We start from the raw sequence: 23,936 nt of genomic DNA on the forward strand, positions 1-23,936 counted from the left end.
TCACTCCCTCGGACCGCGATGCTCTGCGTGCCAGTTCGTATTCGTTCTAGTCCGCTGATCGTCATGTAGCTGCTGGGCGCCAAGAACCGCGCCTTGATAATTTGCATCTTGGCTGGCAGCTTCATCCCTGACTACTCCCGCGCCCTCCGCAATCTCGGCGCGACGGGCGGCGCGGGCGGGTTGCTCACCAGCAGGCCCGCCATGCCCGGATACATGCCGGCCGACCCCACCGCTGAGATCCCCCACTGTTACCGGCTTCGGAGCGGTGACGCTGACGATGTCCGGCTCTATCAGCCGCGGGGTAGCGAGCTCACGTGGCTGATCGATGAAGTCGCGCATGGCCGACCGCACGATGGTGTCACGTGCCTCGCGCTGATCGGAGGTCAGATTGGTTCGGTAGATGTCCGGAGCATTCAAGGCAGACATTGAGCCATGCTGCAGCTCGAAATAGCGCGATGCGACGTACTGGCTCATGTCCTCGTTAAGCGTGTAACCGTGCGTCTCTGCATAGTTGGCGGCCTCCTCGAGACGCCGACCACGCTCATCCAGCTTCGCCGCCTCACGATTGATCCGCTCTGAGTATTCTTTGAAGCTCTCGGAAGTGGTGGTGTCACCCGAAAAGGTTTCGTTGCGGTAGAAGCTCCCGTCACGACGATAGGTTTCATCGGTCACTTGGACGTCACGCCCATTACCGTGCGCGCCATGCACACCGGCCGTGCGTGTCACATCATCCTGGTCGGAACGGGTGTTGGACGTATCGTTCGTGTACTGCGTGCCGTCTGTCATGCTGTAGCCGTAGCCACCCTTGATCCCGGCCTGTGCCGGTGACGACGAGCCGCGCCCTTCTAGCTGCTGGCCACCCTGACCTGGCTGCTGGTTCGCTCCCTGCTGTTGGTTCGGGCCGCCTCGCGAGGCACCCCTCCGGCCACCCCCCAAAGCGGGAAGGGACAAGCCGCCTTCCAAGTTCCAACGGCTCGACTCAACAGCCGCGTAGTTGTCGGCTTGTCCCTCGGACGATCGGACACCTTGACCGATGCGGCGACTTTGATCGGTGCCATTGTTCACGACCGTGCCATTACGATCATATTGCATGATGGCTGAGCCCGCACCGATGCCCGAGGAGCCTTCGCCACCGAAAGCCGCTCGAGTTCCCGATGAATGGGAATGCGAGTTACGGTGCCCGGCGCCCCAGGTCTCGCCAACCGAATTGCGCAGCTGGTCGGCCTGGTTGTGATAGGCCGCGGCCGACTGGCGCATCTCCGAAACGGCACCCTCGGTCACTGAGAACTTCTGCGGCAAATTACTGATGGAGCCGGTAGTGTTGTAGACCATCGCACCGTTCGCCATGAACCCGGTGCTCGAGCCGTCGTCGTTGATGAAGGACTGGCGGGCGAAGCCGCCCGTAATCTGCGGCGCAGTGTCCCATTTGTTCGCCTGAACCATCCCGGAGGTGAGGTTCTGGAACGACGTGTTACCGTAGGAATAGTTGCCCGTTGTGCGCTCGGTCGCCGCCTGCTCCGCCGCGTTCTGCGCCGGCATCAGCATCGATGTGGCCTGGCCCGCGATGGCCATAGCGCCCTTTGCCATTCCAGCCGCGAGGAAGGGCACACTCATCATGAGGAACCCAGCGAGCGTCGAGATATCGACGTTCACACTGTCGATGCCGTCACTGACCAGCAGGGTTGGGCCGTTGGGCGCGATTGCATGGTAGGCGCTCGCCGCACGGCTCATGACAAACATGTGCAGGATAACGTACAGCGGTCCCCAGGACGCGAGATAGAAGAACCCGACTGCGTAACCCTTCAGCGTCGAAACCCCAGTTCGCGGAAAGAGGAAGAGCGGGAAGAGGACCGGGAACATTGCATAGAAAACAACGGTGAGGACGATGCCGAGCAAGGGAACCCAGGTCATCGCCTGCTGAGCGATCGAGGTGTAGGTGTTCTTGGCCTGCGCGTCCGCCCGCTGCGAGGCGTAAGCGTCCCATCCCGCGTCGGAGAAGCTCTCGCGGGCCGCTAGGAAGGCGTCGATCGTCGAGACCTGCTTGAGATAGGTGTAGGGATCCGTCGCCGAGCCGTGCATGTGGCCCGCCACGATCGGGAGGTCATCCTTCAGCTTTTGCGCCGCGACAGTGTCGATCAGCTTGGGATAGGTGCTCTTCGAGAAGGGCAGAATGTCCTTCTCAATCTGAGCGTTGAATTGGGAATCGAGACGGCTGTACGCCTCGTTGCACGGGATAATCGATGCTTCGGTCGTACCTGGACCGGTCGAGGTGATCCAACGCTGGCTGCGCGCCGGACTCCCCGGCCCGATTGACGCCCAAACGTTGGTCGACCGGGTCAGGTCGTCCATCGACTTGAAACCGAGCAGCACGTCGTAAAAGGTGCATTGCTTCAGCTGCTCGTCGAGATTGGCGCGGAACACGGCGTCTGTGATCTGGAAGGTTCGAGCCTTCTCAAGCAGACGTGCGCCGTAGATCATGCCGTTGTTCGACAGAGACACTGCGTTCGGCATGACGAACACAGTTTCTGCCGTGCGGGTCATCCAGTCGCCAATCTGGCTGGTGAACGACGCCATCACGCCGAGCCCCAGTGGGACATTGTCGACGGCCGCTGGCGCCAGACCCGGATCGATCCGGTCGGTGACCTTCACCGTCACGGTAGGAACCATCAGCATCATGTAGATGAGCGTCGACTGGATGAACCAGTTCATCCACGCCCGCCAATCGAGGTTGAACGCGACCACGCATAGCGAATAGGCCAAGCCCATCACCATCACGACCTGCAGGAGCGAGCGGTAACCACCGCCCCCGCACCACGCCGCAACCGCGTTGAAGACGTTGACGAGGTACTCGCCTCCGCCAATCGTGAAGACCTCGAGCGTGGGCATCGTACCCGTCCTCTCTTTTACCGGAGGCCCTGAGCCGACAGGCCACGGCCGAACCGGAGCGAGGCGGTCATCTGGGGGCTCATGTTGTTCTTGAGCGTGGCCTCGAGCATCTGCGTGCGCTCGATCACACGATAGGTGTCGTTCAGGTTGGCGCTCATCTGTTGGCTCTTGCGAGCCAACTCCGTTTTGACGCTGTCGACCTGGGACCGCCAAGTCTTGAACTCGTCCATGTTGACGAACACGGCTCCACTCTGCGCACGCGAGATGACGTCAAGCATGCGGTCGATCTGGGCCATCAGCATGTCGATAGCGACGATCTCGGATAGGCTCGCCCGGTCGGCCGGCGACATGCCGAAATGGGCTGCCTCATCGACCACCAAGATCTTATAAAGCGGAATGCTGGTCATCCCGAGGAGGCTGATCTCCTCGCCCGACAGAGCGGTGTTCGTCCGGATCTTGCCGCTCATGCTGTCGAGCATCTTGACCACGCGCGTGCGGAAGGCCTGGTCGGCCGTTACGCTCAGATCCTTGGTGGTTGGATTGAGACATCCCTTCTCATCCGAAGTGTCACACTGAAGGACTTTGGTGGGCGCGGTCGACGAGCCATCGAGCAGCGTCTGGTACATGTCCCAGCTGGCGGGCGCGATGAAGTGGAAACCACCCATGCTGTCCGCCTTCTTCGTCGAATCGTAGATGATGGTGCCGACCATCGTCATGAGAAACTCGGCGTATTCCGTTGAGGGCTTGGTCGCGCTTTTCGACATGAGCGCATACCAAGTGTAGTTCTTGCTCTGGACGAGCTCGGCCGCATCGCCGGCTTTCGCGATCGTGTCCTCACGCTCGCCCTTGTTGGTGCAGCCATGCCGCGCCGCAGCCGCGTCCGAGAAGAACCCCTTGGCACCGCCGACCTGCTGACAGATGGTCGAGCTTGCACCGTCCATCGCCGGCCAAATCGAGCCGATCGCCTGCTGCGCGGCTTCGCAGCTCGACATGTTGAAGGCGTTGAGCTGCTGAACCCGCTGGCTCATGTCCTTCATCACCCCGCCGATCTGCGCGGAGATGCTGTCGATCGCGAGCTGGAAGGCGAAGCCGATCGCGTTGTTGGCGGTCGCCTTCAGCATGGCCACCATCTCATCGGCATTGATAAAGCTGAAGCTGCCGGCGAACAGATCGATGCCGCCGCACCCAGCGCGCGCGCTTGGCAATGCTAGGTTGACCGGGTTGACCGTCTTGGACGGGAACCGGCTCCACAGGCTTCCGCCGGAGTAGTAGCCCGCAGCCTGACCGTTGAAAGCGGTGGGCCCGGTGACATTCGCCGAAGCACCTGCCGAATTGAAGTAGCTGTTCATCTCGGAGCCGACGTCCGCCATCGCTGGCGTGACGACCAGGCCGCCCAGCGCCAAGATCATCGTGAGCTGCGCGAAGACGGCCGCGCAAAATCGAAGCAGCGAGCGCATCAGAAGTCACTCCCGGGTTCGACGCTGGTCAGGGTGAAGATACGGTCCATGACTTCGTCCGCGGCCATGACGCCGTAGCCGATCGGCATTGGCCGCTTGGTCTGCGTGTCGAACAGCACCAGCGCGGGCACCTGCTGGCCTTGCATCCCCATCGCACGGTACTGGCCCGTATCGACGGTGAAGTTCGGGAACGCCTTGCTGGGGCCGCCATCGAGCGACACCGCCATGACAGTCAGCCCGAAGCGATCCGACACGCTGCGCATGATTGGCCCGAACACCTCGCAGGCGGCGCAGGCGGACGAGTAGAAGTAGAAGACACCGTAGCGTTTCGAGATCGACGAGAGGACCCGGTTCTTGTCGGCCGTGCGGCTATCCAGCCAGGTCCGCTTTCCAAGCTGGTTGACGGGGCGCTGCAGCGTGTAGTCGAGTTCGGGATTTTGCCAGATGGTCCGGCGCCACATGTCGGCGAACGACGATGCGCGGTTCAGCTGCTCGCGCTGGTACGAGATGTAGGCCGAGATGTTCTCGGTGGTCGGCTCGAGGATCGCGCGCGCCTTCATTTCCTCGAGCTGCTTCGAGATCGCCGCCAAGCGTTCGGAGGAGGACTGCGCCGGCTGCTCGGCCCTCTGCTGGGACGGCTTCGCCTTCGGCTTCTCGCAATAGAACCACTCCCCGAGCCGGCGTTCGCGGCAGTAGAAGTCATCGCCCGCCTGTTCAGCCAACTGCGACGGTTCGGCTTCAGGCGCCGCCTGGTCGCCTTCCGGCGCGTCCGTGCGCGAGACCGAGTCGACGAGTTGGGCATTGGCGGCTGTCGACGGCATGCCAGACGCCGCGAGCGACAGGATCAAGGCGAGGGTCAGCGGCGCGCGCATGTCAGGAGCCTTTCGGTTTCAGGAGGTCGAGGAGGGAGGGATCCTTGAGCGAGATGAGCCGGATCAGGTCGTACCCGAGGATCCGGTAGAGCATCGCGTAGAGGGTAGTGACCGCGTCCTTGGCGCTCACATCCGGCACCAGCAGGTCGCCGGTGTGCGCGAGATAGCCAACCCGGCCCAGCCTGCGGATCGCCGGCTCGATGTCGGTCAGCCCCAGTGTCTCGCCGAACCACTCTCCCAGCGTCGGCAGGAGAAACGGGGCGGGATGCGGGCCGACCCGGCACAATGCCGTCAGGATCGCAAACTCGACAACCGAAAGGTCGGTCAGCTTACGTCGCTGGTCGTATCGGACCACGTCAGCCATCACGGCTTCGCCGGCTTGTGCGTGTCATAATAGGCTTTGATCCGCTCCTGGATCTGCTTGGACGTCTCGATCTCGTCGGGGAGCTTCGCCGCGTCCGTGAACTCGGCGTACACCTCCGAGAAATCCATCACGGACAGGTCGAGGTGCGAGAACTCGTCCAGCGTGAAGCCCTTGCAGGTTTCGCTCTTCGGCTTGCCCCACGGCTTGCCGACCTGAGGGCGGCCCTGCTCTTGCAGGATCCGCGACAGCTTGCTTTCGAAGCAGCAATAGGCATCCTTCGACGTCACGCAGATGCCGAGTACCTTGTCGGAACAGTAGGACCCGAGCTTGTGGCAAAGGCCCTTGTCGTCCTTTTCGTCGAGTTGCTTCTCGGCCGAGCTGCAGAGCCACGGCGTTAGTAGCGGCACGCCCTTGCCCGAGCAGCAGTTCGATGCGCCGAAGATCTTCTTGTTGCAGGTCTCGCGGGTGCCCGAGAACAGCGTCAGCGTGTCTGGGTTGAACTCCGCGTTGGCCTGACCGAGGACGTGCAGCCCAACCACGGCGTCCTTGAACTCCGTCGACGCCTCCCGCTCGATCGGCTCGCAATCGCCGTTGATGCAGTAGACGTCATCGCCGCAAATGTACTTCTCGGTTCCGTCGCTCGGCTTAGCCGGCAGCGGGCACTTGTAGACCTTGGTCGACACCTTGCAGGGGCCGTCCTGCGGATCGTCCAGGCACTCGTCACGGACGTACGTGCATTTGCCGTTGTTCTCGAGGTCCGAGCAGTCCGAGGCCTGCGTGATCCGCTGGCAGATGAACGGACGCGACCACGCCCAGCAGCTCTGAGTGACGGCCACGCCGTCGATGATCCGGGTTTCCGGCCCTTCGGTGCAGACCTCCGGACCCTGCGCCGTGCAGGTCGTGTCAGCGGCCATCGCAGGGCAGGTGCCCTCGTTACGTGTCACCGTGACGCTGTTGGACCCCTCGGTCTTCAACCAGGAGGTGCCGGTCTTGTAATTCACATGTGCCGGTATCTCACCGGCCGGGATCGCGGCCGAGCAGGAGTAAAGCTGGGCGTTGCCGCGCATGCTGCTCAGCCCCTTGCACCACTTTCGGTAGTCTTCGACATTGCCGCCGCCAGCGCCCATTTCGATCTGTGCGTCGCATAGCTGGGTGGCGACCGGTTCCGCGCGGCAGAGGCCCGCGCTGACCTTGGCCTGCATCACCGAGTTCTTGGCGAAGCCATTGCCCTCGTTCTTGTCCGGGGCGCCGTAGTAGAAGTAGCGCAGCGTGTTGACGACCACCGGGTCCATGTGCCCGGTGCAGCTCGCCGCCGTCTCGACCACCTGCGCGCCCTTGTTGCAGGTCGCCTCATAATAATCGGTCGCGCCCGGGTTCGGCAGCGGCTTGCAGGTTCCGTCTGCCGCTCCGAGGGCCTGACCGGACAAAAAGCTGTTCGGATCCTTCTCGACTTCCTGCGCCCCGGCGATCTCGCCGGGGGCAAGGGTCACCACCTTACGCGACGGGTCCGTCACGGTCCGCCATGCGTCGTTACCTCCGGCAGCCGAGGCACCAGCGGCGCTCAGCCCGTCCGGATCGTCCGCATAAACGGTCCCGGGCTGGGTCGCGGCGGTGTAGCCGGGGATTGTGCTCCCGAGATCGGTGCCCGTCGGGAGCCCTGCCGCGCTCTGCCTCGCGGGGGTAGCCAACGCCTTCGCGTCCGCCTTCGCCTTGGCCAGGTCGCCCTTGGGATAGACGAATGGAGTACCCGGGGCCGCCGCGGCCGCGGCCGAGGGCAACCCGCTGCTTGCCGCCTTGGCACTCGGAATCGCGGAAGGGGAGGCGGTTGTGGTGGTAGCGCTCCGTGCTTGAGGGACGGCGGGCGCTTGGGGGGCAGGGGTTGGCGTGGGGCTGGGTGCGGCCTGCGGCTCGCTGAAGTAGTTGTAGTCCTTCAGGTCATAGTAGCCGCCCTGTGATTGTGCCTGCGATGGTGCTTGCTGTTGCGCATGCAATGCGCCTTGCACTGCGAAGGCGCAGGCCAGTACGGCAACAAGGGCGGACCCCCCGCGCATATCAGGGCGCCCGACCTAGATTGGCGAGCGCGGTCTTTGCCATCAGCGCTCCAGGCCCGTTGTCCTGCGCGAACGTCTCCAGCGCGTACCGGACCGTGACATTGCCGACCATGCGATCAAACGGAGGTGGCTCCGAAACGCAGGTCAGGCCGTCGCATGGCGTGAAATCGGTCGACGACACGACGTAGGTCGGCACCGCGGTGACGTTGAAGGCGCGAAAGAGCCGCGGGTCGATCCCGATGGACGCGAACTGCTGCTGCTTGTCGACTACCTTGGAGATCGCGGCGATAAACGCCTTGCCGGAGTTGCCGGGGAAACCGCGGAACACCACCACGCCCCCAGCGGCCGACGTCTCCGCGATGATCTGCTTCAGGGCCTGCTCGGGCATGGAGGTCGAGACGAACACCATGAATTGCGGCGCCGTGCCGCGGTTGTCGCGCATGTTCGACGACGCCGCCTGGATCATCTCGTCGAAGTCGACAGCGCCATCAGGTCCCTTTGGCAGGCTCGCTTTGTCGATGGTCCGGACCTTCTCCAGCGCGACCGACCGGACCGTCTCGGCGTCCTGCCTGAACGCGTCACCGCGCCGCTGGACCTCGGCCGACAACGCCCGCGCGTCGGCCTCCATGGTGGCTGATCGCGCGCGGATCGCATCGAGGTTCAAGCCGTCCACGGTCTGCGCCAGCACGGCGCACCCGGTGCCGAGGGCGGCAAGAGCGGCTGCGGAAAGGAGGAGCTTGCGCATCGTCGGCCTCACAGCATGCAGCAGTTGCGCTTGCGCCAGAGCAGGTAGCCGAAGTCCTCGCCCCCGACAGGGTAGGCGCGTCCGGCGTCAGGCGGCAGCGTGGATGCACCGATCGGGGAACAGGCATACTTGCCGTTCACCGTCGGTGTCGGGTTGGTCATCTGAATGCGATACTGAGACTTCTTCAGGATCGGCATGATGTACTTGTTGCAGAGCGCCTTGGAGCCAGCGGTGCCCCAGGCGAGGCCTTGACGGTGCATCTTGAACAGGAGGCGTTCGGCCGCGAGGCGGGACGACTGCACCGGGGAGTTATGGGCCGCGACGTTGCCGTTCATCGGGAACATCGAACCGTTGCACCCGTCACACCAGAACATCTCGTCGATCGGCAGCTTCGCGGTCGCCGCGGCGCAGTCGCCTGCGCACGCGGCGACGGCGATCGGATTGTTGAAGAGGGCAACCTCCGGGTTGATCACCGTGGTCAGGACGTCGTCGTTCCAGAGCGGATCGATCTCGGTCATGTAGGCGATGTCGAACGAGGTCTGTTCGAAGCAGGCGAAGTCCGTCAGGATCTCCATCCAGTAGAGCAGTGGATAGACGTAATAGTGGGCCTGCCAGTTGGCGCTTGCCTGGGTCGCACCGCCCCTGATGAGCGGCCCCGTGTATTGGCCCTGCCCGATGTCGAGCCCCGGGTTGAGGCGGAGGCCTCCGAGGTTCGGGAAGCACCAGGGCTTGGTGGTGACGTCCACCATGCGGGCCGGCTCCCAGAAGCCGATCGCGATCCCGATGCGCGGCACCGGCGAACCGCAGGCGCAGACCGGCAGCGCGGGGTTTTTGGTATCGGGGCGGCTGCCCGGCCAGATCGGAAGCCCGCCCACTGACAGCGGAAACAGGCACGACCAGCAGATGTCCGTGATGGGGTTCACGAACTTGCCGGTGCAGTTCGATGGGACCGCAGCGGCGGGCGCCGGAAGCGCCGTCAGCGCGATCACGAAGCCGATCAGGGCGAGGAGCCGGCGGATCATAGCGCAGCTTCCGGAGCGTCGGCGTCACTGCCCGCGTCGAGCTCACCGCGCTCCCGCACAAGGCGGTCGAGATAGGCGCCGTCCGCCCGGTTCTTGCGGAACACATAGACAGGGACCAGCACGGCCAGCGCAAAGAGAAGCCCGGCGATAGCACCTCCGGCACCCGCGCCGAGCTGCGCCCGCATCGGCTTCAGGAGGAGGATCGACAGCGCCAGCGCAACCGCGATCGACAGCACCGCCATGCGGAGCTTGCGCAACCCTGCCGTCTCGGGGGCTGCCATCGGCGTCTTCAGGAAGTCGAGCCAGAACGTGTTCACGAGGCGCCTCCCGGCAGCTCAATCTCACTGACCTTGAGCGCCTCGCCCGCGGGCGTGACGATCGCTGGCACGTGCTCGATGCCGAAATGCCCGGTCAGTTTGCCTTGCTGGTCGAAGAAGAACCGGCGCTTCTTCTCGCCCATGCGGTCGAAGGGCGAACCGGCTACGAAGATGATCTTGGCGGTCGTCGCGCTCCACCGCTTGGTAGCCCATTCCACCTGGGCGTCGTCGCGGCCGTCGATGAAGACCAGATCCGTCTTCATGCTCACGAAGGAAAGAGGGTTCACCTTCTGGCCTGCCTGCGCGATCAGCCGACCCTTCTGATCGCGGATGTCGCGCTCGAGGACGATGGACGGATCGAAGGTCCAGCTGCGCGCTTCGCGAACGGCGCCGATGCCGGCAACGGGAAGCGGATTGCGGACGCGATCCTCGGCTTTGGCGGCGAGCGCCGCCTGCATCCGGTCTACGCTGCCGTTCGCCTGCATCGCCTTCAGCTTGGCGTCGATAGTGGTCAGCAGATCCGGCTCAGCGATCCCCCAGGTCTGACCCATGACGCCATGGTCACGCGCGAGGGCTTCCCGCGCGAAGGGATAGACGGAGGTCGCGGCGAGAAGACCGCCGAGGAGGAGCGCGCGCCGGATCACAGGATCGGTGTCCCGGTGCCGATCAGCTGCTTGCGGCAAGCAAAGCCGATCTCCGCATAGCGGCTGTCGAACCCGTCCGGATGCGGTGACCCCACATAGTAGCAGCCTTCCGGCACCCGGCCGACCGGTCCCGGTGTCAGCGTCTCACCGAAACGCGACCGCGGCTTCATGTGTGCGACGCGCGCCCCGTTCACCAGCACCCACGGCCCGTCGTGACTGACCAGGTCACCCGGCATCCCGATCACGCGCTTTCCGAACGGCCCCGAGTCCGGCCCGAAATGGCGACGGACGAGCGCATTGCTCGGCGGGACGAAGAAGACGTACTTGCCCTTCGCGACCTCTCCGCCCTTCTCGACGAAGAACGCCCAGTTGGGCAGGCTCTCGCTGGCATTGATCATGAAGGCGTGGGTTTCACGCCAACTCGTGATGCCGTTGTAGCTCGCCATGACGAAGGCCAGCAGCGCGACCGAGCTCCACTGCCGCACGCGCTTCCGGCGCAGCGCGCCTTTCAGCTTAGACGGCGTCGGCGCGCTGTTCGGCGCAACCGAGAAGAGATCGCCCTGCAGGCGGGCATCAATTCGCGACGCCATTGGTGCCTCCCGAGGCCGGGCCCGCGCTGGCGAAGGGAGATGCTGCGGGGGCAGCGGCGAAGGGCGAAAGAGCCGCGCTGGCTAGAGCGCTCGGGTCTGCGGCCGGCGCTGGCGGCAGCGGAGCGGCCGCGCCGACCTGCGGGGCCGCGGCAGGCGCGGGCGCCGCCGCAGGCAGCGGCACCTTGGCGTAGACCGCCTTGCGGACCTGGTCGGTGATGTCCGGAACGTTCTTCGAGAGGACGGCCTCGCCCACGAGCACGGTCGTGCCGTTGGCACCGATCCGTTTCAGTTCTTCCTCGATCGCGGCCATGAAGCGCCCGGTCTGCTGGGTCACCGCTTCAGGCGTTCCGTTGCTGTGGCTCTGCGCTTGAACGTACTCAGTTACGAGCGCCTCGAGGCGGACGCTTGCCATCGGGATCTGCGGGGGCGCCGCGGCGATGTGCTTGGTCACCCAAGCCGCCCAAAGCAGCATCACCACCGCGATCGCGGCGAACGCCCAGGTGATCGGCGGAAGTCCCTCTTTCCGGGCAGGCGCCGGCCGACTGGCGGCGACGCGCGGCGCACGCGGTGCCGGGGCTGGTGCGGGCGCCTCCGAAATGGGGGCAGCGGTCGGCGCGGCGACCGGCGGGGCCTGATCGAGAACATCAGCCATGGGAAGCGCCTTTCGCGGGAACGAGGATGGTGAGGAGAAGCCGTCCACGGGCGATCGCCACCAGCGCGAAGACGAGCGCTTCGACGACGTGGACCTGGCTCATGAAAGTCGCCCGGCGCAGCCCGTCGGCCGCGACGAAGCGGGTGCCGAGATTGCCGAGATGCGAGAAGAACCCGAGGGGCGTGAAGTTGCCGAGCATCAAGAAGAAGAGGACCAGAACGCCCATGCTCGCGAGCGTGGTCATGATGAGCCAGCCGGACAGCCGAAGAGCGACATAGCTGGTGTCGGCAACGGCGCGGCCGAGGTCCTGACGCCATTCAGATCGCGGGGCTGCGCGCCGAACGGTCCATTTCTCACCGTGAGCGAGGGGCTGGATCACGCTCATTCCGCGGCCTCCGCATACTGCTCTGGGAAGGCGACCCGCTCGATTGCCTCGTCCATCGAGAAGCCCTGCTCGATCAGGTGCTCGATCGAGGCGAAGGTCTGCGGGCTCGACGAGTAGAGGGTTGCCGAATAGCGATCGAGGACGAGCCGGCCGACCGCCTGGCTGTCCGGTCCCTTGATCATGATGTCCGAATACTCGGCGCCGTTCCGCTTGAGGGAGCGCAGCAGGCTCTCGGTATAGGGGTCCATGTCGAACCGCCCGTGCTTCTGGAAATCCGAGATCGTGTCGGGCTTCTGCATTAGGATGACGGACCAGTCGCTGTTCTCCAGCGCGGCGAGGCTGCCCTCCGACTTGTAATAGTCGTTGAGGCTCTGGGTCGCCGTGATCAGCGAAGCGCCGTACTTGCGGCACGTGCGGCTATAGGTCTCGACGAAGTCGGCCATCGATCCACCGCGCAGCATCTGCCACGCCTCGTCGATCAGGAACGCCTTGGGGATCTGGCGATCCATCCGGCGCATGGTCTGTGACGACAGGAACATGATCGCCGTCAGAACCACGCTCCGCAGCTCCTCGCGGCTCGATAGGTCCGAGAGCTCGAAGACCGTTAGGGCATTCGACATGTCCACCGAGGCTTCGCCCAGGAAGAAGCGGCCATAGGTGCCGCCTGCCGAGAACGGGAACATCGCGATCGCGAGGTCGGCGCCTTGCGGCGTACCGTCCGCTTTCAGAGCGGCGACGACGTCATCGACGGATCCGTTCCTGCCTTTGGCCTCCCAGACGCGATTGACCGCGCTATCGATCAGGCCCCGTTCGGTGTCGGTCAGCTTGTCGACGTGGCGACCCATCTGGCCGATGATCGACTTCAGCATGGCCAGAGCGTCGACGAGATAGTCCTCGTCCTGCGCGACCAGCGATTCATCGATCATCGAGAACGGATTGAGCGAGAACCCGTCGCGGAGCCGGAACTCGACGAAATTGCCGCCGAGGCTCTTGGCCATGTGCTCGAACGACCGGCCGTCGTCGATCACGATGATCTTGGCGCCGACGCCGGCGAACGCTGCGCACAGCTCCTGCAGCGCGACCGACTTGCCGCTGCCCGATTTACCGAACACCGCCACGTTGTGGTTGCCGGCCTTGTTCTCGAAGGGAGACCAGAAGAAGGGCTGGCCGCGCCGACCGACGAACATGAGGTGAGGTAGCGGCCCACCCAGATACTCACCTTGGATGGGCAGCATGTTGGCGGCCGTGCTGGTCAGCATAGTCCGCATGCGCTTCATGCGCTTCAGATCGGCGTCGAGCCCGTTGGCCAGCGTCATCGGCAGGCACGACATGAATGCCATGATCTGCAGGAAGCGCTCGTCCAGCAGGTCCCAGCCTGCCGCCTTGTACATCGACTTCAGCGTGCGCTCGTTGGCGTCTCCCGATCCCTTCGGGCTGATGATGCCGACCGCGTAATAGGCCTGGACCAGCTTCTTGCCGAGGCGGATCTCCTGGCTCACATGCTCCCACTCGCGGCTTTGATCCTTGAGTTGGGGCAGCAGCCGGGCGGACTTGCTGTCCGCGAGGCTCGAGGTCCGCATGAACTTGTAGTTCGCCTTCGACGACGCCGCCTGCTCGTCCTGATAGCAGAGGCACAGCGAGGTGAGGGTGGGGCATCCCGGCCGGAGCTTGTCGGAGAACATGTCGCCGATCACCTTCTGGACGTCCCATGGCGCCCAGCGGTTCGGGAAGTTGCGAACGGAGAAGAAGCGGTAGTCGAACGTGTCGGGCCGGATCTCCTCGTAACGGGTCTCGCCCGAGAGGTTCGTCACGGCACGCAGTGGTTCGACGGACACCAGCAGCCGATCCGCCTGCACGACGGTCTGGACGTCGCGCCGGACGCACTGGTCGGCGATCGGGTCGTATTCCGAATACTCGGTTGCGTGATCGGTGACGTCGAAGGCGGGTGCCGTGATGTCATCGATGAGGCTGATGAGGTCGACGGGACCGAGCCGGCTCGAGGCCATGTTGATCGACTGCAGCGTCGAGACGATGCTGTCGCGAACCGCAGAGAGCTCGGCCGGCGTCGCCTTGCTGTTCGCGATCGAGACCGAGAGGAAAATCCGGTGGTTGCGGACGTGGAAGGGGCCGTCCTTCGACATGGTGAACCACGCGCCGGATCGAAGAAATGCCGAGCGATGCTCCGCGATCTTGCGATGCACGCCACCCGCGGCGAAGCGGGGAAGGGCATAGCGGGCGATCAGGCTGCCGACCCGCGGGCTCTGGAACGCCAGCACCTGGACGCAGGAACCCGGCGCGATGTTCTCGGACAGCAGCTGCGCGATGATCTCGCCGGTGCGCTCGTCCGCGCCCATCAACGGGGCCACCTCCAGTGCGAATGCAATCGAGTTCGTTTGAAAGAAGATGTCCGTCTTGCGATCGAAGCTCCGATAGGGGAGCCATTGCGAGAGCATAGGCGCGCCGTGCGAGGGCGTGCCCTCGTCCATCCCGCGCTTGTCGCCGAGCAGACGGGCGATGAAGCCGGTTTTGGCGGCCATGGCTTATTTCTCCACCGAGGGGTCGAAGGACGCCGGCCGGTTCGCCGGCACGTTCGACGCGTACCGCTTGCCGGCATCGTCCTGACGCGAACCGACCTGAGCGGGGGCGGGCGTCGACGTTGGCGCGGGCCGGGGAGCCGCGCCGCTCGCGACCGGTTTGGGCGCGCGCGCCTTCGCGCGGGCGGCCGCAACCGCGGCGACCGTGGGCGTCGAGGCGCTCGTAGCGGGCTGAGCGTCGGGCTCCGCAGCCGAGACTTCCGGTGCGTCGCTCGGGATGGGGGCGCCGAGCTGCGAAAGGATTTCGGGGCTCACATTGAGCGTGCTGGAAGCGGTCAGGCCCGGTCCATGCCCGTTGGTCGCTGCCAGCCACTGCCCATTGTCGACGACCGCCTGGACGACGCTGGTCTCGTGGTAACGACCGGCACCGTCGGTATGCGCCGGAAAGACGATGCGGAGCACCTTCTGCGGCGAAATGCCAGCCGGCGCGCCCGTCGTATAGGCGACGCGCTGCGGCGCGGCCTGCTGCGCGGGGGCGGTGAAGGGGCCGGCAGGGCGGAAGCTGGTGTCCTGAGTGATCTCCGCCAGGGCCTTGTCGTCAATGACCGTGGCGGGCGCGCAGCTGCCGCCTTCGGCCGCGCCGCACGCAAAGCTGCCCTTGATGTTGGTCCCGAACGTCGTGCAGCTGGCCAGCATGCCGAGGCTCGCCGTCAGGGCGACGGCCGCGAGGCGCTTGCCGCGGGAGCGATACTGGGACACCGGGCACGCCGGCAGGTGGATGACACCTTTCCTCATGACTTGGCTCCCTTCAGCCATTGCGCAAGCAGGGGTTTGGGTTTGAAGCCTTCGAGCACCGCTCCGTCGGAACGGACGATGACGGGGGTGCCGTTCAGGCCGTGCGCGCGGGCGAATGCTTCGTTCTCATCCAGCCCGCTGGTGTCGCATTTCGGCCCGGGCCTGATCGGGTCCTGCGCATAGGCGGCTCGGACCGCCGCGTGACGGTCCCGCGCGCAGAGCACCTGGTCGGCGATCTCGCGGCTGCCGAGTACGGAAATTGGGCGCTCGACGACGGTGACGTTCATCGTCTCAAGCGTCTGGCTGAGCGCCCGACAATAGCCGCAGTGGAAGTCGGAAAAGACGGTCACCTTCTCCGGCCCGCTGCCCCACACGATCGCGCCCTTGTTCGAAAGGCGAGACAGGTCGAGGCGCTGCGCGACCGCCGGCTGCGTGACCCGCGTGCCCGTCCCTGCAGTGGGCGCCTCGGGCGCGTCGGCCGCGGCGTTCGCCTTCGCGGCGCTGCCGACCAGCATGTCGGGGTTGAGCGCTAGGAGACGCGCGGCCGTCAGGTCCTGCCGCGTCTGCATGTCGTACACGCGACCGATCACCAGAAACCGGGCGCTCCGGTCGACGTAGAACAGGTTCTGCCCTGCGACGACCTCGCAGAGCCCGTCGACCTTGGAGCAGTCCACCGACGTCACCTTGGTCTTGGGCAATCGCTCCTTCAGCGCTGCCTCGACCTGGGTAGCAGTCGGCGCGGTTGCGCTGCCCGTCAGCATCATCGCGGCACCCGCGAGGGCTGCGAGAAGTGTTCCTTGTGCCATGCCCATTACGCCCTTTGCTCCCGACCCGGTTTCGCCCCGATCTGGCCGGCTCAGTTCTGGATGAAGACGCCCTCGAGGAAGACGATCTCGACGTTGATCCCGGTCGGCATCTCGATGACCGGCTGGTACTGCTCGGCTCTCTCGATCAGATATTTGCTGACCATGTCCGCCGACTGCGCGACACCATTGCCGAAGCCGCCTTGCGCCAGCTCGCCCACGTCGAGCTGGCGGCGCTTACCGTTCACGGTGACGTTGGTGCCGTTCAGGATAGCGTCGGTATTGGCGGAGAAGCCGCGCCCGAACCCGCCCGCGACACCGGCAAGGAAGGCCTGGCCGACAAGACCACCCTCGCGGCTCACAACACGGCCGCGCACACCCGTCTTGCCGGCGAAGGAGATGAAGCCCTTCACGTCGGACACCGCATAGCGGCCGTTGGCTTGGGGGCAGGTCATCCGCTGCAGCTTCACGTAGACCTTCTCGCTGCTCAGATCGCCGCGGGCGGCGCCGTTGACGAGGCAACCCTGGATGCGCGTCGTGAGGAGCTTGCCGTCACGGTACACCGACCGTGCCGGGCCGGTGATGCGCAGCACGACCGGCAGCGGATCGGTCTGGGACTGGACACCCGCGGACGCGTCGACGCCGACGATGACCTTGGCTTGCGCGATCGAGTTCGGGGGTAGGTAGTTCGGGCTGTCGGTGTAGCTTGTGGTGCCGCCCGAGATCCGTGTCGCCGTGCCCGAGGGTCCGCCTTCGAACGACACCAGCTTGATCTGGCGCGACGAGCCGCCCGCGGCTGCTGCGGCGGCTTCGGCGGGTGTCATCGGTGCCGCTCCCGGGGCTCGATAGTTCGCTGCCCCCATCGGTCCATACATCGGCGCGGGGAGAGGCGCGGGGGCCGGTGTCGGGGCGCTGCGCGCCTGCGCCAGCTGCTGGCGGAGTTGGTCGTTCTCCTGCTGATAGGCGCCCATGACACGCTGACCATCGGTCGCCATCGAGGTGTTCTGGCCCTGCAGCGCGGCGACCTGTTCCTGAAGCTGGCGCATCTGCTGCGCCTGACCGTCGACCGACTTCAGCTGGTTGTTCATCGACTGCATCTGCGCTTCGGAAGCGGCCTGCCACTCCTTCTGCGACATGTTGCGATTGACGATGTCGTCGGTTGCGATCTTCGTCTCTTTGCCGCCCGCCTCGGTGACCGTGACCGACTTGCCGTCGTCCATGATGTACCAGGAGCCCAGCACCAGCGCGATCGCGGCCCCGCCCGACATGTAGAGGATCTGCTTCTTCCGAACGGCCTCGTTGCCATCCATCATGTCGGTGCTTTCGCCGTCCTCGGGCTCCGCATCGAGCTGCTTGGGTTTGCGCTTGAAGATGTCCGCAAGGCTCATGGCCGGACTCCGTTGGCGAGACCGGCGGGCGTGACGATATAGGCGGTGGTCGCCTCGCCGGGCTTGAGTTGAGGGTTGGCGACGCTGACCGCGATCGCGTTCGACGGGGCAATCGTGCCCTCACCAAGGGACACCGGCTGGCGCCCCTTATTCTCGATCTTGAGCACCCGGCCGGCGAGCGCAGCGCCGCGATACTCGGTGACCATCTGCACCTTGAGCGTGCCCACCATCACGGGGTCCGTGCCGGCTGGGATGACGTCGAAGCCATCTAGCGAGGACGATTGGTACATGGCCTGTACCAGGGTGGCCGACGCCTCCTGCGGAGACACCGATGCCTTTGCCAGCTCCGGGGCGTTCTCGCCGGCGACAATGTCCTTGTTCTCGACGAACACCTGCTGGGCGTCGTCAGCGCCGAGGCGGCAAGCGAACTTGTAGACGTAGCCCTTGGCCGTCGTGCCGAAGAAAGAGACCTTCGACCGCGAGAACCCTTCGGGCACGGACAGGTAGATGTCGCCGCGCGTCGGCTCGTTGACGACGGTGAAGTCGTCGGCTTCGACTCCGGTGGTCAGCTTCGATACGCTGGCGAAGCGATCGTCCTTGAGACTGACCCGAGTGAGGCCCGTCTTCGAGACTGTGCAGCTGACCTCGCTGTTGTCGCGCGCCAGCACATGCTCGTCGGCCCATGCTGGCGACGCGAGGACGATCGCGCCCGCGACAATCATGCCGGCGCCGATCCCGCGCGAGAGGTGGCACCAGCGGGACGCGACCGCCGCGCCGCTGGCCATCAATCCATAGGCAAAGAAGGGCGTCATGCGTCGCCTCCGATCGAGGCGCCGCTCGCATCGGCCTTGGTCACCATCCCGAAGCCCTTGAGCTGCAGGGAGAGGCCACGATACGCCCAGTAAAAGCGGAAGGTCTTCGGCTCGGCGGTGACCGACTTCGAACCGACGACGGTATGCAGCGTGCCGGAGACCTCAGACGTGAGCGCCTTGGGATCGACCTTCATGCTGGCGATGGTGAAATACTGGCTGATGCTCGAGCCGTTCTGCTCGCTCACGATCTTCATCAGGTCGCGCTTGAGCGCCCCGTGCGACTCCGGGGTCGCGATCGCGAGGATCGACTTCATCCAGTAGTCGAGATTTTCGGGACTGCGGTTGAGGGTCATCAGCGCGGTGTCGCGCGTGACCATCTCCAGATAGTCCTCCGAGACCCCGCTCGACGAGAGGGTCAGGGGTGTCCGGGCGATAGGCTGGAGAACGATCTCCCGATCGCGCGTGGCGCCGATCAGAAACAGGACCACGACCAGCGCCGCGAGGACCAGCGCGGCCAGCCCGAGGGCGTTGCGCTGCTTGATGACCCGCTGCGATTGCGCGAGCCCGACACTATAATCCATCTCAGCCCACCATCACGCGAAGGTGAGAGGGCGGCGTCGCCTTTAGACCTGTGAAACTAGCGGGCAGGTGCCAGTAGGCCATGTGGAGAACCCACGAGGAGGCCTTACCAGCTTTTAATTTGCGAAATCCCCACCAGCCGACTCCTGCAACCAACAACCCGATCACGATGTGCTGTGACAGGATCCCCCAGACGAACGGAATCGTCATCGCGAGGAACTCATCCAGCGTCCAGAAGCCGATCAGCTCCGGGTCATCGAGATGCGAGGGAATGGTATACCGGTCCATAAGCGCGCACCGCCCTCCCAGCGGTTAGTCCAGACCTCAGATCGTCGCGGTGACGGTCGAGGTGACGATCGGAACGCCGGTGCCGGCGCCGACACCGACCGCGACGGGAACCGCGACCTGGCCGAGGCTGAAGCGACCCGAAGCGAGCGCGACGATGCCGCCGGCAAGGCTCATCACGGTGATGACCTTGCCGCCCGAGCCCTCGAGGAAGTCCGTGAACTTCGTGAGAGCGGTATTGAAGGTTGCGTCGGCGCCGGCGAAGGCGGCCGAGGCGCCCAGCATCATCACGACCGCGATGATCGCCAGGCCCAGAAGGATGCCGTTGGTACGGTCCTTCTGCATCGAAAGTGCCGTCATGCTCTTTCCCCTAACAAGACGAAGCAAAGTGCATCGCCGCCGTTAGGGAAATCGAAACCTATCCGCCCCGCAAGTGTTATCTCTACTTGCTCAAATTATTACACTGTTTCGTGTAACTGGCTTACACTTGTGTGTAACCGAGTTACACTGGAGTGTAACTGGCTTACACTACTATGTAAGCTGGTTACACGGTGTGTAATCTGATTACACTGTCGGCGCCGGGGCGTGCGTATACAGATTCAGGTTCGCAACCCGGGACGCCGATACTTCCTTGGGTCATTTTTCGTGGCCGACTTCCGGGTCGCTGGAACGGCCGTCGATTGAGGCATAGGATGCGCCTCAAGATGTCTCAGGTGATCTACACGTTCCGCGTCGGGAAGCGGCTTTTCAGACTGGCCGCGGACGCGATGCGTGCGCATTCGATCGCGGTGGAGCGCTTTGAGCCTATCTCGGCTACAGCCATGAAAGGGCTGGAGCTTTTTCTCGAAGCCTCCAACCCCGACGAGATCGTGGCGAAGGCCAAGGATTTTGACGAGGCAGGTGACATCCGTATGACGCTCCGCGTCCAGCAGTCACAAAAAGAGCTGTTCCAGGCCGCTCGAGTCCGGGCAGGTGCGAGCGAGGGCGAGCCAGCGCCGACGCGGTTCACGCTGACCGTGGGGCTGCTCAGTGTCTTTCCCAGCGTTACATTCAAATCGGATGTTCATTGTCGTTAATCGGCTCTTGACAGCCTAGGCCTATACCGCCGTATAGTCGGGGCAACACCGGGGGGTTGCTGCGATGCGAGACCTGGAACTGACAGCGGCGCAAAGGCAAAGTCGGCTCGACTGCTACCGTCTCCTCATTGTCGAGGCATGGCGGAGGCAGAGGATCACCAACAAGGATATGGCGTCGCGACTCGGTCGCAGCCTCAGCCTGACGAACAAGCTGAAAGCGGGCGCAACCCCGCTGACCGGCCCGCTTATCGATCAATTTGTGCTCGTCCTCGGGATCGACTCCGTTCGCGCGTTCTTCGCGGTGAACCTTGCTTACAACCACATGAGCTACTTCGACCCGAAGTTCCAATCCGCCTGCTCCACCACGCTCTCCTTTTTCGAGAACGTGCTGCTCGAGTGTGGGTACAGCGGCTTCGAGGAGCTGGCAGCGAACGGCTCGCTCTCGACCGCGAAGGTCGATATCGCCGCACAGGCCGCGGCAGCGAGCCTCGCTGGCACTTTCCTCCGCGCCGGGCCGACCGGCCAGGGCGTATCCTAGCCGTCTAGCTTTCGATATCGCTGGTCCTGTGGTTACAGCGAGCCATGACACAGGACTCCGAGCAGCCCCCGGCGCTCAAGTATAGCACCGCCTCCATGCGTCGCCGTAAGCAGCGCGAGCACGCTGCCGGCTACCGTCGCTCCACCGTCGCACTCTCCCCCGTCTCCCTCGACGTGATCGAGCGCATTCAAGCAAACTTTAGCCTCCCCTCCCGGGAAGCGGCCATCAATGCGGTTCTGGAACTGATCAACAGCGACATGTTCCTGTGGCACGAGTTCATGTCACCCCGCCCGGCTGCAACGCCGGCCACCGACGACGTGGAGCATGACCTCGAGCAGAAAAGCTGACCTGGCCTGACGCCTACGTGCGGGTCTCGGCTTGGAGGACCATCTGGATGTACGGGACTATCGCGTCGATCGTGTCCTGGTCGCAGAAGTCGCAGCAATGCGCGCTTCTCTTCACCCGCGAGCGGGCCGCGAACAGCCACTCCAGGATCCGAACTCCGAGGGAACGGCGACGCCGGACTTTGCTCCCGAAATAGTCGACGAGTTGACGCCGGTAGCAGCTTTCCTCGCGCATCATCGCGGCGACCTGGTCGATCTTGCGCATCCGGTTCTCACGCGCAGCGGCGTTGGGCGCCTCTTGGTCCTTCCCCGATAGGTCGGCCATAAACCGCAGCCGCTTCACGTCACGGCCGTCCGACGCATTGTCGTGCATCACGATAGAAACCGACTGCCGCCCATCGCGTCCAGCTCGGCCGAGCTCCTGCATCAGGTCCTCGACCGACGCCGGTGCCTGCCAGTGGATGACGAGACGCAGGCTGGGAACGTCGATCCCCATGCCGAAGGCGGACGTCGAAATGATGCGATCGATCACCGGCTCGCTCTGGTTGGTGAAGCGCTTCACCAGCTGCTCGCGCTCGAACGGACGCCCGAGCCTCGAGTGGTAGAGAGGCACGTCCTGCCCGAATCCGCGAAGCGCCGCCTGCAGATCCTCCCCGACACGCGCCGACGGTACGAAAACCATTGCCTTCCCGCCGCTGGGCAAAGGCATCCTTAGCAGCTCCGCGATCGCGGCCGTGCGGCTGTCCTCCGGCACGATCCAACGAAGGAGAGTGATGTTGGGCCGGTCGACGCCGCTGACGAACACTTCTGCGTCTTGTGCGCCGAGAGAGGCGAGGATCCGCGCCTGCATCTCCTGTCCGGCCGTGGCGGTGAATGCCAGCACAGGCGGGTTGCCCAACTGGCGCCGGATCTCACCCAGCTTGCCATACTCGGGCCGGAAGTCCGCGCCCCACTGGTCGACGCAATGGGCCTCGTCCACGACGAGAAAGGCAGGTCGCAAAGCCGAAAGCCGCGCCTTTTCGGCTTCGCTCCGAACGAAGAACCTTTCCGGCGCGAGGTGCAGCAGCTTGATGGCACCCCGGCGCAGCAGCCCATAGCGAAGTCGCTTTTCCTCGCTCGACAGGTCGCTGTTCACGAAGCTGGCGGGCACCTTTTTTCTTAACAGGGTCGAGACCTGCTCGGCCATTAGTGCCTTCAGCGGCGACACGACGATCGTAGGCCCAGGTGTCAGGATTGCGGGCAGCTGAAAACACAGAGTCTTGCCCGATCCGGTCGGCCGGACCACGAGGATCGACTTGCCCTGCAGGGCGGCTTGGACGATCGCCAGCTGCCCTTCGCGAAAGCGCTCTACGCCGAATAAACGCAGCGCCGGCCCGAGGTGCTCCAACGCGTCGAAATCCTCACGCCCCCCGAAAAGCCGCGCAATCCGAAACGCCCATCGCTCGATCACGCGGCGCGCGAGGCCACCGGCGAGCATCGGGTGGTGAGCAGCGTGGCAGCCGTCACAAAGAGTGACCAGATTGGCGATCTCGTCCGTGCCGCCCATCGACCGTGGCAACAGATGGTGGATATCCGCATCTCGACTCACGACCTCGATCCCGCAGCTGGTGCAGCGGTGACCGTCGCGCGCGAGCACGATCCTACGCGTCTCCGCCCAGTCCGGGCCGTCGACGGGCACTTCAGGTGCAGGCGCGATCGCGGTCACAATGTGCGCGGGCGCCGGGCGGCGTGTTCGGACCTCACGCGCGGGTGCAGAAGGCTGCGGGCGGTACGGACTGACCGGTCTGCTTCTTCACCAATCGCTTGATCTCCGCGATCGGCGTGGCGATCGGCTTGAGGCCGCGGTTGAGAAGCTGGAAGATCGCGACATGAGGGAGGATCAGGACCCTCGCCCTGCCGGCGCTGGTTTCGACGCCCCATTCCCCGCCAACATATCCCTCGATCTCGACCTGGCTTCCACCGAGCCAGTGCCTGAACTCCACGCCGGAACCCGGGCGCTCCACCGCGAACCTCAGCGTCTGGAACAGGGGGTCGCGTAGCTGCGCTTCAGCCGCGAGCCGCTTCCGCTCGGCATCGCGCCGCTGCGCATTCGGATTGCTGGCTACCAGCTTCCGCAGGGCCTGTTTGTAGCTCGAGTCCGGCCCGATGTCCTCCAGCACCTCAAAGATTGGGCGGCTCTTCAGCCATGCGGCATTGGTCTCCGTCAGCCTCTTCGAAGGACCTGCGTAGAAGCGGTCGTCGAGCGACTTCATCACCGGGTTCTTCCACCCATCGGTCAAGCCCTGAGTGAAGCCGGCCGGATCGTCGCGGCGATACGCCTCGAAGTCTGCAAAGATACCCGCAGCTTCAAGGTCGCCCATCGCGACCAGGCCTTGCCTGATGTCGCTGAGGGTGCCTTCGACCAGCCTGCTGTTGTGCCCGAATTGGGCGTGGCCACCGTTGTTCACCTGGGCGAGGTAGTAGTCGACGCTATAGCCCATCAGCAGCTCGGGGGGCAGCTCGGCGCGCGTGAATCCGCCGTCGAACAGAAGCCGGTTGACGATCTCGACAACGGTTTCCGTCATGTAGGACGGATTGTGGCTGTCCATGATGGACTGCGCCATCGGCACACGTGCCGCGTGGAACGGCTGCTCAGGAACCGCGCGCGTGGGGCGTTTGCCCCAGCCGAATAGCGCCATAACTTCCCCCCTGTGGCTCCGGTGATGGCCGGCCAGTAACGTCACGCCGGCTCACGCCTGCCGATGGTGACAGGGACGCTGGTTCGCACAAGGGGGGAGTTGGAGTGATCACGCGAAAG

Annotated in this window: 25 protein-coding genes; 3 read left to right on the top strand and 22 right to left on the bottom strand. The window is 64.6% G+C overall.

Annotated features, from left to right (window positions below; translation table 11 throughout):
* From MF607_RS19540 to MF607_RS19635, 20 genes are all read right to left on the bottom strand, one after another.
* A complete protein-coding gene (locus MF607_RS19540; protein ID WP_242121839.1) occupies positions 1–2,886 on the bottom strand; it encodes a conjugal transfer protein TraG N-terminal domain-containing protein in 2,886 nt (961 codons plus the stop codon).
* 17 nt (positions 2,887–2,903) lie between these two features.
* On the bottom strand, positions 2,904–4,343 hold the full coding sequence (locus MF607_RS19545) for a conjugal transfer protein TraH (RefSeq protein ID WP_242121840.1): 1,440 nt from the start codon (positions 4,341–4,343) through the stop codon (positions 2,904–2,906).
* Positions 4,343–5,215 carry a conjugal transfer protein TraF gene (gene traF / locus MF607_RS19550; RefSeq protein ID WP_242121841.1) on the bottom strand — a complete coding sequence of 291 codons (873 nt, stop codon included), beginning with the start codon at positions 5,213–5,215 and terminating at the stop codon, positions 4,343–4,345. Before traF ends, MF607_RS19545 begins: the two co-directional genes overlap by 1 nt.
* A 1-nt stretch (position 5,216) precedes the next feature.
* Positions 5,217–5,579 (bottom strand): hypothetical protein, encoded by a 363-nt coding sequence (locus tag MF607_RS19555; RefSeq protein WP_242121842.1) that lies wholly within the window; start codon positions 5,577–5,579, stop codon positions 5,217–5,219.
* Positions 5,579–7,630 (bottom strand): conjugal transfer protein TraN, encoded by a 2,052-nt coding sequence (locus MF607_RS19560; protein WP_242121843.1) that lies wholly within the window; start codon positions 7,628–7,630, stop codon positions 5,579–5,581. Before MF607_RS19560 ends, MF607_RS19555 begins: the two co-directional genes overlap by 1 nt.
* Before the next feature lies 1 nt (position 7,631).
* A complete protein-coding gene (trbC, locus tag MF607_RS19565) occupies positions 7,632–8,375 on the bottom strand; it encodes a type-F conjugative transfer system pilin assembly protein TrbC (protein ID WP_242121844.1) in 744 nt (247 codons plus the stop codon).
* A gap of 8 nt (positions 8,376–8,383) precedes the next feature.
* Positions 8,384–9,397: a conjugal transfer pilus assembly protein TraU gene (gene traU / locus MF607_RS19570; RefSeq protein ID WP_242121845.1), complete on the bottom strand. Its 1,014-nt coding sequence runs from the start codon at positions 9,395–9,397 to the stop codon at positions 8,384–8,386.
* Positions 9,394–9,714, bottom strand: coding sequence for a hypothetical protein (locus MF607_RS19575; protein WP_242121846.1), 321 nt, complete (start codon positions 9,712–9,714; stop codon positions 9,394–9,396). The genes traU and MF607_RS19575 overlap by 4 nt, the downstream gene beginning before the upstream one ends.
* Positions 9,711–10,358, bottom strand: a complete 648-nt coding sequence (gene traW / locus MF607_RS19580; RefSeq protein WP_242121847.1) for a type-F conjugative transfer system protein TraW — start codon at positions 10,356–10,358, stop codon at positions 9,711–9,713. Before traW ends, MF607_RS19575 begins: the two co-directional genes overlap by 4 nt.
* Complete coding sequence (locus MF607_RS19585; RefSeq protein ID WP_242121848.1) at positions 10,355–10,948, bottom strand: S26 family signal peptidase; 594 nt, start codon at positions 10,946–10,948, stop codon at positions 10,355–10,357. Before MF607_RS19585 ends, traW begins: the two co-directional genes overlap by 4 nt.
* On the bottom strand, positions 10,932–11,600 hold the full coding sequence (locus tag MF607_RS19590) for a TrbI F-type domain-containing protein (protein WP_242121849.1): 669 nt from the start codon (positions 11,598–11,600) through the stop codon (positions 10,932–10,934). Before MF607_RS19590 ends, MF607_RS19585 begins: the two co-directional genes overlap by 17 nt.
* On the bottom strand, positions 11,593–11,985 hold the full coding sequence (locus MF607_RS19595; protein WP_242121850.1) for a hypothetical protein: 393 nt from the start codon (positions 11,983–11,985) through the stop codon (positions 11,593–11,595). Before MF607_RS19595 ends, MF607_RS19590 begins: the two co-directional genes overlap by 8 nt.
* The gene (gene traC, locus MF607_RS19600; protein ID WP_242121851.1) at positions 11,982–14,522 is read right to left on the bottom strand and encodes a type IV secretion system protein TraC; all 2,541 of its coding nucleotides are present in this window, start codon (positions 14,520–14,522) and stop codon (positions 11,982–11,984) included. The genes MF607_RS19595 and traC overlap by 4 nt, the downstream gene beginning before the upstream one ends.
* A gap of 3 nt (positions 14,523–14,525) precedes the next feature.
* On the bottom strand, positions 14,526–15,314 hold the full coding sequence (locus MF607_RS19605; RefSeq protein WP_242121852.1) for a conjugal transfer protein: 789 nt from the start codon (positions 15,312–15,314) through the stop codon (positions 14,526–14,528).
* On the bottom strand, positions 15,311–16,078 hold the full coding sequence (locus tag MF607_RS19610; protein WP_242121853.1) for a DsbC family protein: 768 nt from the start codon (positions 16,076–16,078) through the stop codon (positions 15,311–15,313). Before MF607_RS19610 ends, MF607_RS19605 begins: the two co-directional genes overlap by 4 nt.
* 92 nt (positions 16,079–16,170) lie before the next feature.
* Entirely contained in the window at positions 16,171–17,505 is a 1,335-nt protein-coding gene (locus MF607_RS19615; protein ID WP_242121854.1) for a TraB/TrbI/VirB10 family type IV secretion system protein, read from the bottom strand.
* Positions 17,502–18,317 (bottom strand): type-F conjugative transfer system secretin TraK, encoded by an 816-nt coding sequence (locus tag MF607_RS19620; RefSeq protein ID WP_242121855.1) that lies wholly within the window; start codon positions 18,315–18,317, stop codon positions 17,502–17,504. Before MF607_RS19620 ends, MF607_RS19615 begins: the two co-directional genes overlap by 4 nt.
* A complete protein-coding gene (locus MF607_RS19625) occupies positions 18,314–18,898 on the bottom strand; it encodes a type IV conjugative transfer system protein TraE (protein WP_242121856.1) in 585 nt (194 codons plus the stop codon). The genes MF607_RS19620 and MF607_RS19625 overlap by 4 nt, the downstream gene beginning before the upstream one ends.
* A 1-nt stretch (position 18,899) precedes the next feature.
* Complete coding sequence (gene traL / locus MF607_RS19630; RefSeq protein ID WP_242121857.1) at positions 18,900–19,184, bottom strand: type IV conjugative transfer system protein TraL; 285 nt, start codon at positions 19,182–19,184, stop codon at positions 18,900–18,902.
* A 36-nt stretch (positions 19,185–19,220) separates the two neighbouring features.
* Complete coding sequence (locus tag MF607_RS19635) at positions 19,221–19,541, bottom strand: TrbC/VirB2 family protein (RefSeq protein WP_298274651.1); 321 nt, start codon at positions 19,539–19,541, stop codon at positions 19,221–19,223.
* A 332-nt stretch (positions 19,542–19,873) separates the two neighbouring features.
* Here MF607_RS19635 and MF607_RS19640 point away from each other — a divergent pair, with 332 nt between their 5' ends.
* From MF607_RS19640 to MF607_RS19650, 3 genes are all read left to right on the top strand, one after another.
* Positions 19,874–20,257 (top strand): hypothetical protein, encoded by a 384-nt coding sequence (locus MF607_RS19640; protein ID WP_242121858.1) that lies wholly within the window; start codon positions 19,874–19,876, stop codon positions 20,255–20,257.
* A 64-nt stretch (positions 20,258–20,321) separates the two neighbouring features.
* The gene (locus MF607_RS19645) at positions 20,322–20,795 is read left to right on the top strand and encodes a hypothetical protein (RefSeq protein ID WP_242121859.1); all 474 of its coding nucleotides are present in this window, start codon (positions 20,322–20,324) and stop codon (positions 20,793–20,795) included.
* A gap of 95 nt (positions 20,796–20,890) precedes the next feature.
* On the top strand, positions 20,891–21,142 hold the full coding sequence (locus MF607_RS19650) for a hypothetical protein (RefSeq protein ID WP_242121860.1): 252 nt from the start codon (positions 20,891–20,893) through the stop codon (positions 21,140–21,142).
* 13 nt (positions 21,143–21,155) lie between these two features.
* Here the strand turns inward: MF607_RS19650 and MF607_RS19655 are convergent, their stop codons facing one another.
* Together MF607_RS19655 and MF607_RS19660 are read right to left on the bottom strand one after the other, a co-directional pair.
* A complete protein-coding gene (locus MF607_RS19655) occupies positions 21,156–22,844 on the bottom strand; it encodes a RecQ family ATP-dependent DNA helicase (protein WP_242121861.1) in 1,689 nt (562 codons plus the stop codon).
* A 34-nt stretch (positions 22,845–22,878) separates the two neighbouring features.
* Positions 22,879–23,817 (bottom strand): DMP19 family protein, encoded by a 939-nt coding sequence (locus tag MF607_RS19660; RefSeq protein WP_242121862.1) that lies wholly within the window; start codon positions 23,815–23,817, stop codon positions 22,879–22,881.
* Positions 23,818–23,936 lie beyond the last annotated feature (119 nt).

This window comes from Sphingomonas lacusdianchii, assembly GCF_022664395.1.
Classification (GTDB): domain Bacteria; phylum Pseudomonadota; class Alphaproteobacteria; order Sphingomonadales; family Sphingomonadaceae; genus Sphingomonas; species Sphingomonas lacusdianchii.

Coding starts and splice junctions, on each gene's coding strand:
- MF607_RS19540 (WP_242121839.1), bottom strand. CDS start 2,886: ATGCCCACGCTCGAGGTCTTCACGATTGGCGGAGGCGAGTACCTCGTC.
- MF607_RS19545 (WP_242121840.1), bottom strand. CDS start 4,343: ATGCGCTCGCTGCTTCGATTTTGCGCGGCCGTCTTCGCGCAGCTCACG.
- traF (WP_242121841.1), bottom strand. CDS start 5,215: ATGCGCGCGCCGCTGACCCTCGCCTTGATCCTGTCGCTCGCGGCGTCT.
- MF607_RS19555 (WP_242121842.1), bottom strand. CDS start 5,579: ATGGCTGACGTGGTCCGATACGACCAGCGACGTAAGCTGACCGACCTT.
- MF607_RS19560 (WP_242121843.1), bottom strand. CDS start 7,630: ATGCGCGGGGGGTCCGCCCTTGTTGCCGTACTGGCCTGCGCCTTCGCA.
- trbC (WP_242121844.1), bottom strand. CDS start 8,375: ATGCGCAAGCTCCTCCTTTCCGCAGCCGCTCTTGCCGCCCTCGGCACC.
- traU (WP_242121845.1), bottom strand. CDS start 9,397: ATGATCCGCCGGCTCCTCGCCCTGATCGGCTTCGTGATCGCGCTGACG.
- MF607_RS19585 (WP_242121848.1), bottom strand. CDS start 10,948: ATGGCGTCGCGAATTGATGCCCGCCTGCAGGGCGATCTCTTCTCGGTT.
- MF607_RS19590 (WP_242121849.1), bottom strand. CDS start 11,600: ATGGCTGATGTTCTCGATCAGGCCCCGCCGGTCGCCGCGCCGACCGCT.
- MF607_RS19595 (WP_242121850.1), bottom strand. CDS start 11,985: ATGAGCGTGATCCAGCCCCTCGCTCACGGTGAGAAATGGACCGTTCGG.
- traC (WP_242121851.1), bottom strand. CDS start 14,522: ATGGCCGCCAAAACCGGCTTCATCGCCCGTCTGCTCGGCGACAAGCGC.
- MF607_RS19605 (WP_242121852.1), bottom strand. CDS start 15,314: ATGAGGAAAGGTGTCATCCACCTGCCGGCGTGCCCGGTGTCCCAGTAT.
- MF607_RS19610 (WP_242121853.1), bottom strand. CDS start 16,078: ATGATGCTGACGGGCAGCGCAACCGCGCCGACTGCTACCCAGGTCGAG.
- MF607_RS19615 (WP_242121854.1), bottom strand. CDS start 17,505: ATGAGCCTTGCGGACATCTTCAAGCGCAAACCCAAGCAGCTCGATGCG.
- MF607_RS19620 (WP_242121855.1), bottom strand. CDS start 18,317: ATGACGCCCTTCTTTGCCTATGGATTGATGGCCAGCGGCGCGGCGGTC.
- MF607_RS19625 (WP_242121856.1), bottom strand. CDS start 18,898: ATGGATTATAGTGTCGGGCTCGCGCAATCGCAGCGGGTCATCAAGCAG.
- traL (WP_242121857.1), bottom strand. CDS start 19,184: ATGGACCGGTATACCATTCCCTCGCATCTCGATGACCCGGAGCTGATC.
- MF607_RS19635 (WP_298274651.1), bottom strand. CDS start 19,541: ATGACGGCACTTTCGATGCAGAAGGACCGTACCAACGGCATCCTTCTG.
- MF607_RS19640 (WP_242121858.1), top strand. CDS start 19,874: ATGCGCCTCAAGATGTCTCAGGTGATCTACACGTTCCGCGTCGGGAAG.
- MF607_RS19645 (WP_242121859.1), top strand. CDS start 20,322: ATGCGAGACCTGGAACTGACAGCGGCGCAAAGGCAAAGTCGGCTCGAC.
- MF607_RS19650 (WP_242121860.1), top strand. CDS start 20,891: ATGCGTCGCCGTAAGCAGCGCGAGCACGCTGCCGGCTACCGTCGCTCC.
- MF607_RS19660 (WP_242121862.1), bottom strand. CDS start 23,817: ATGGCGCTATTCGGCTGGGGCAAACGCCCCACGCGCGCGGTTCCTGAG.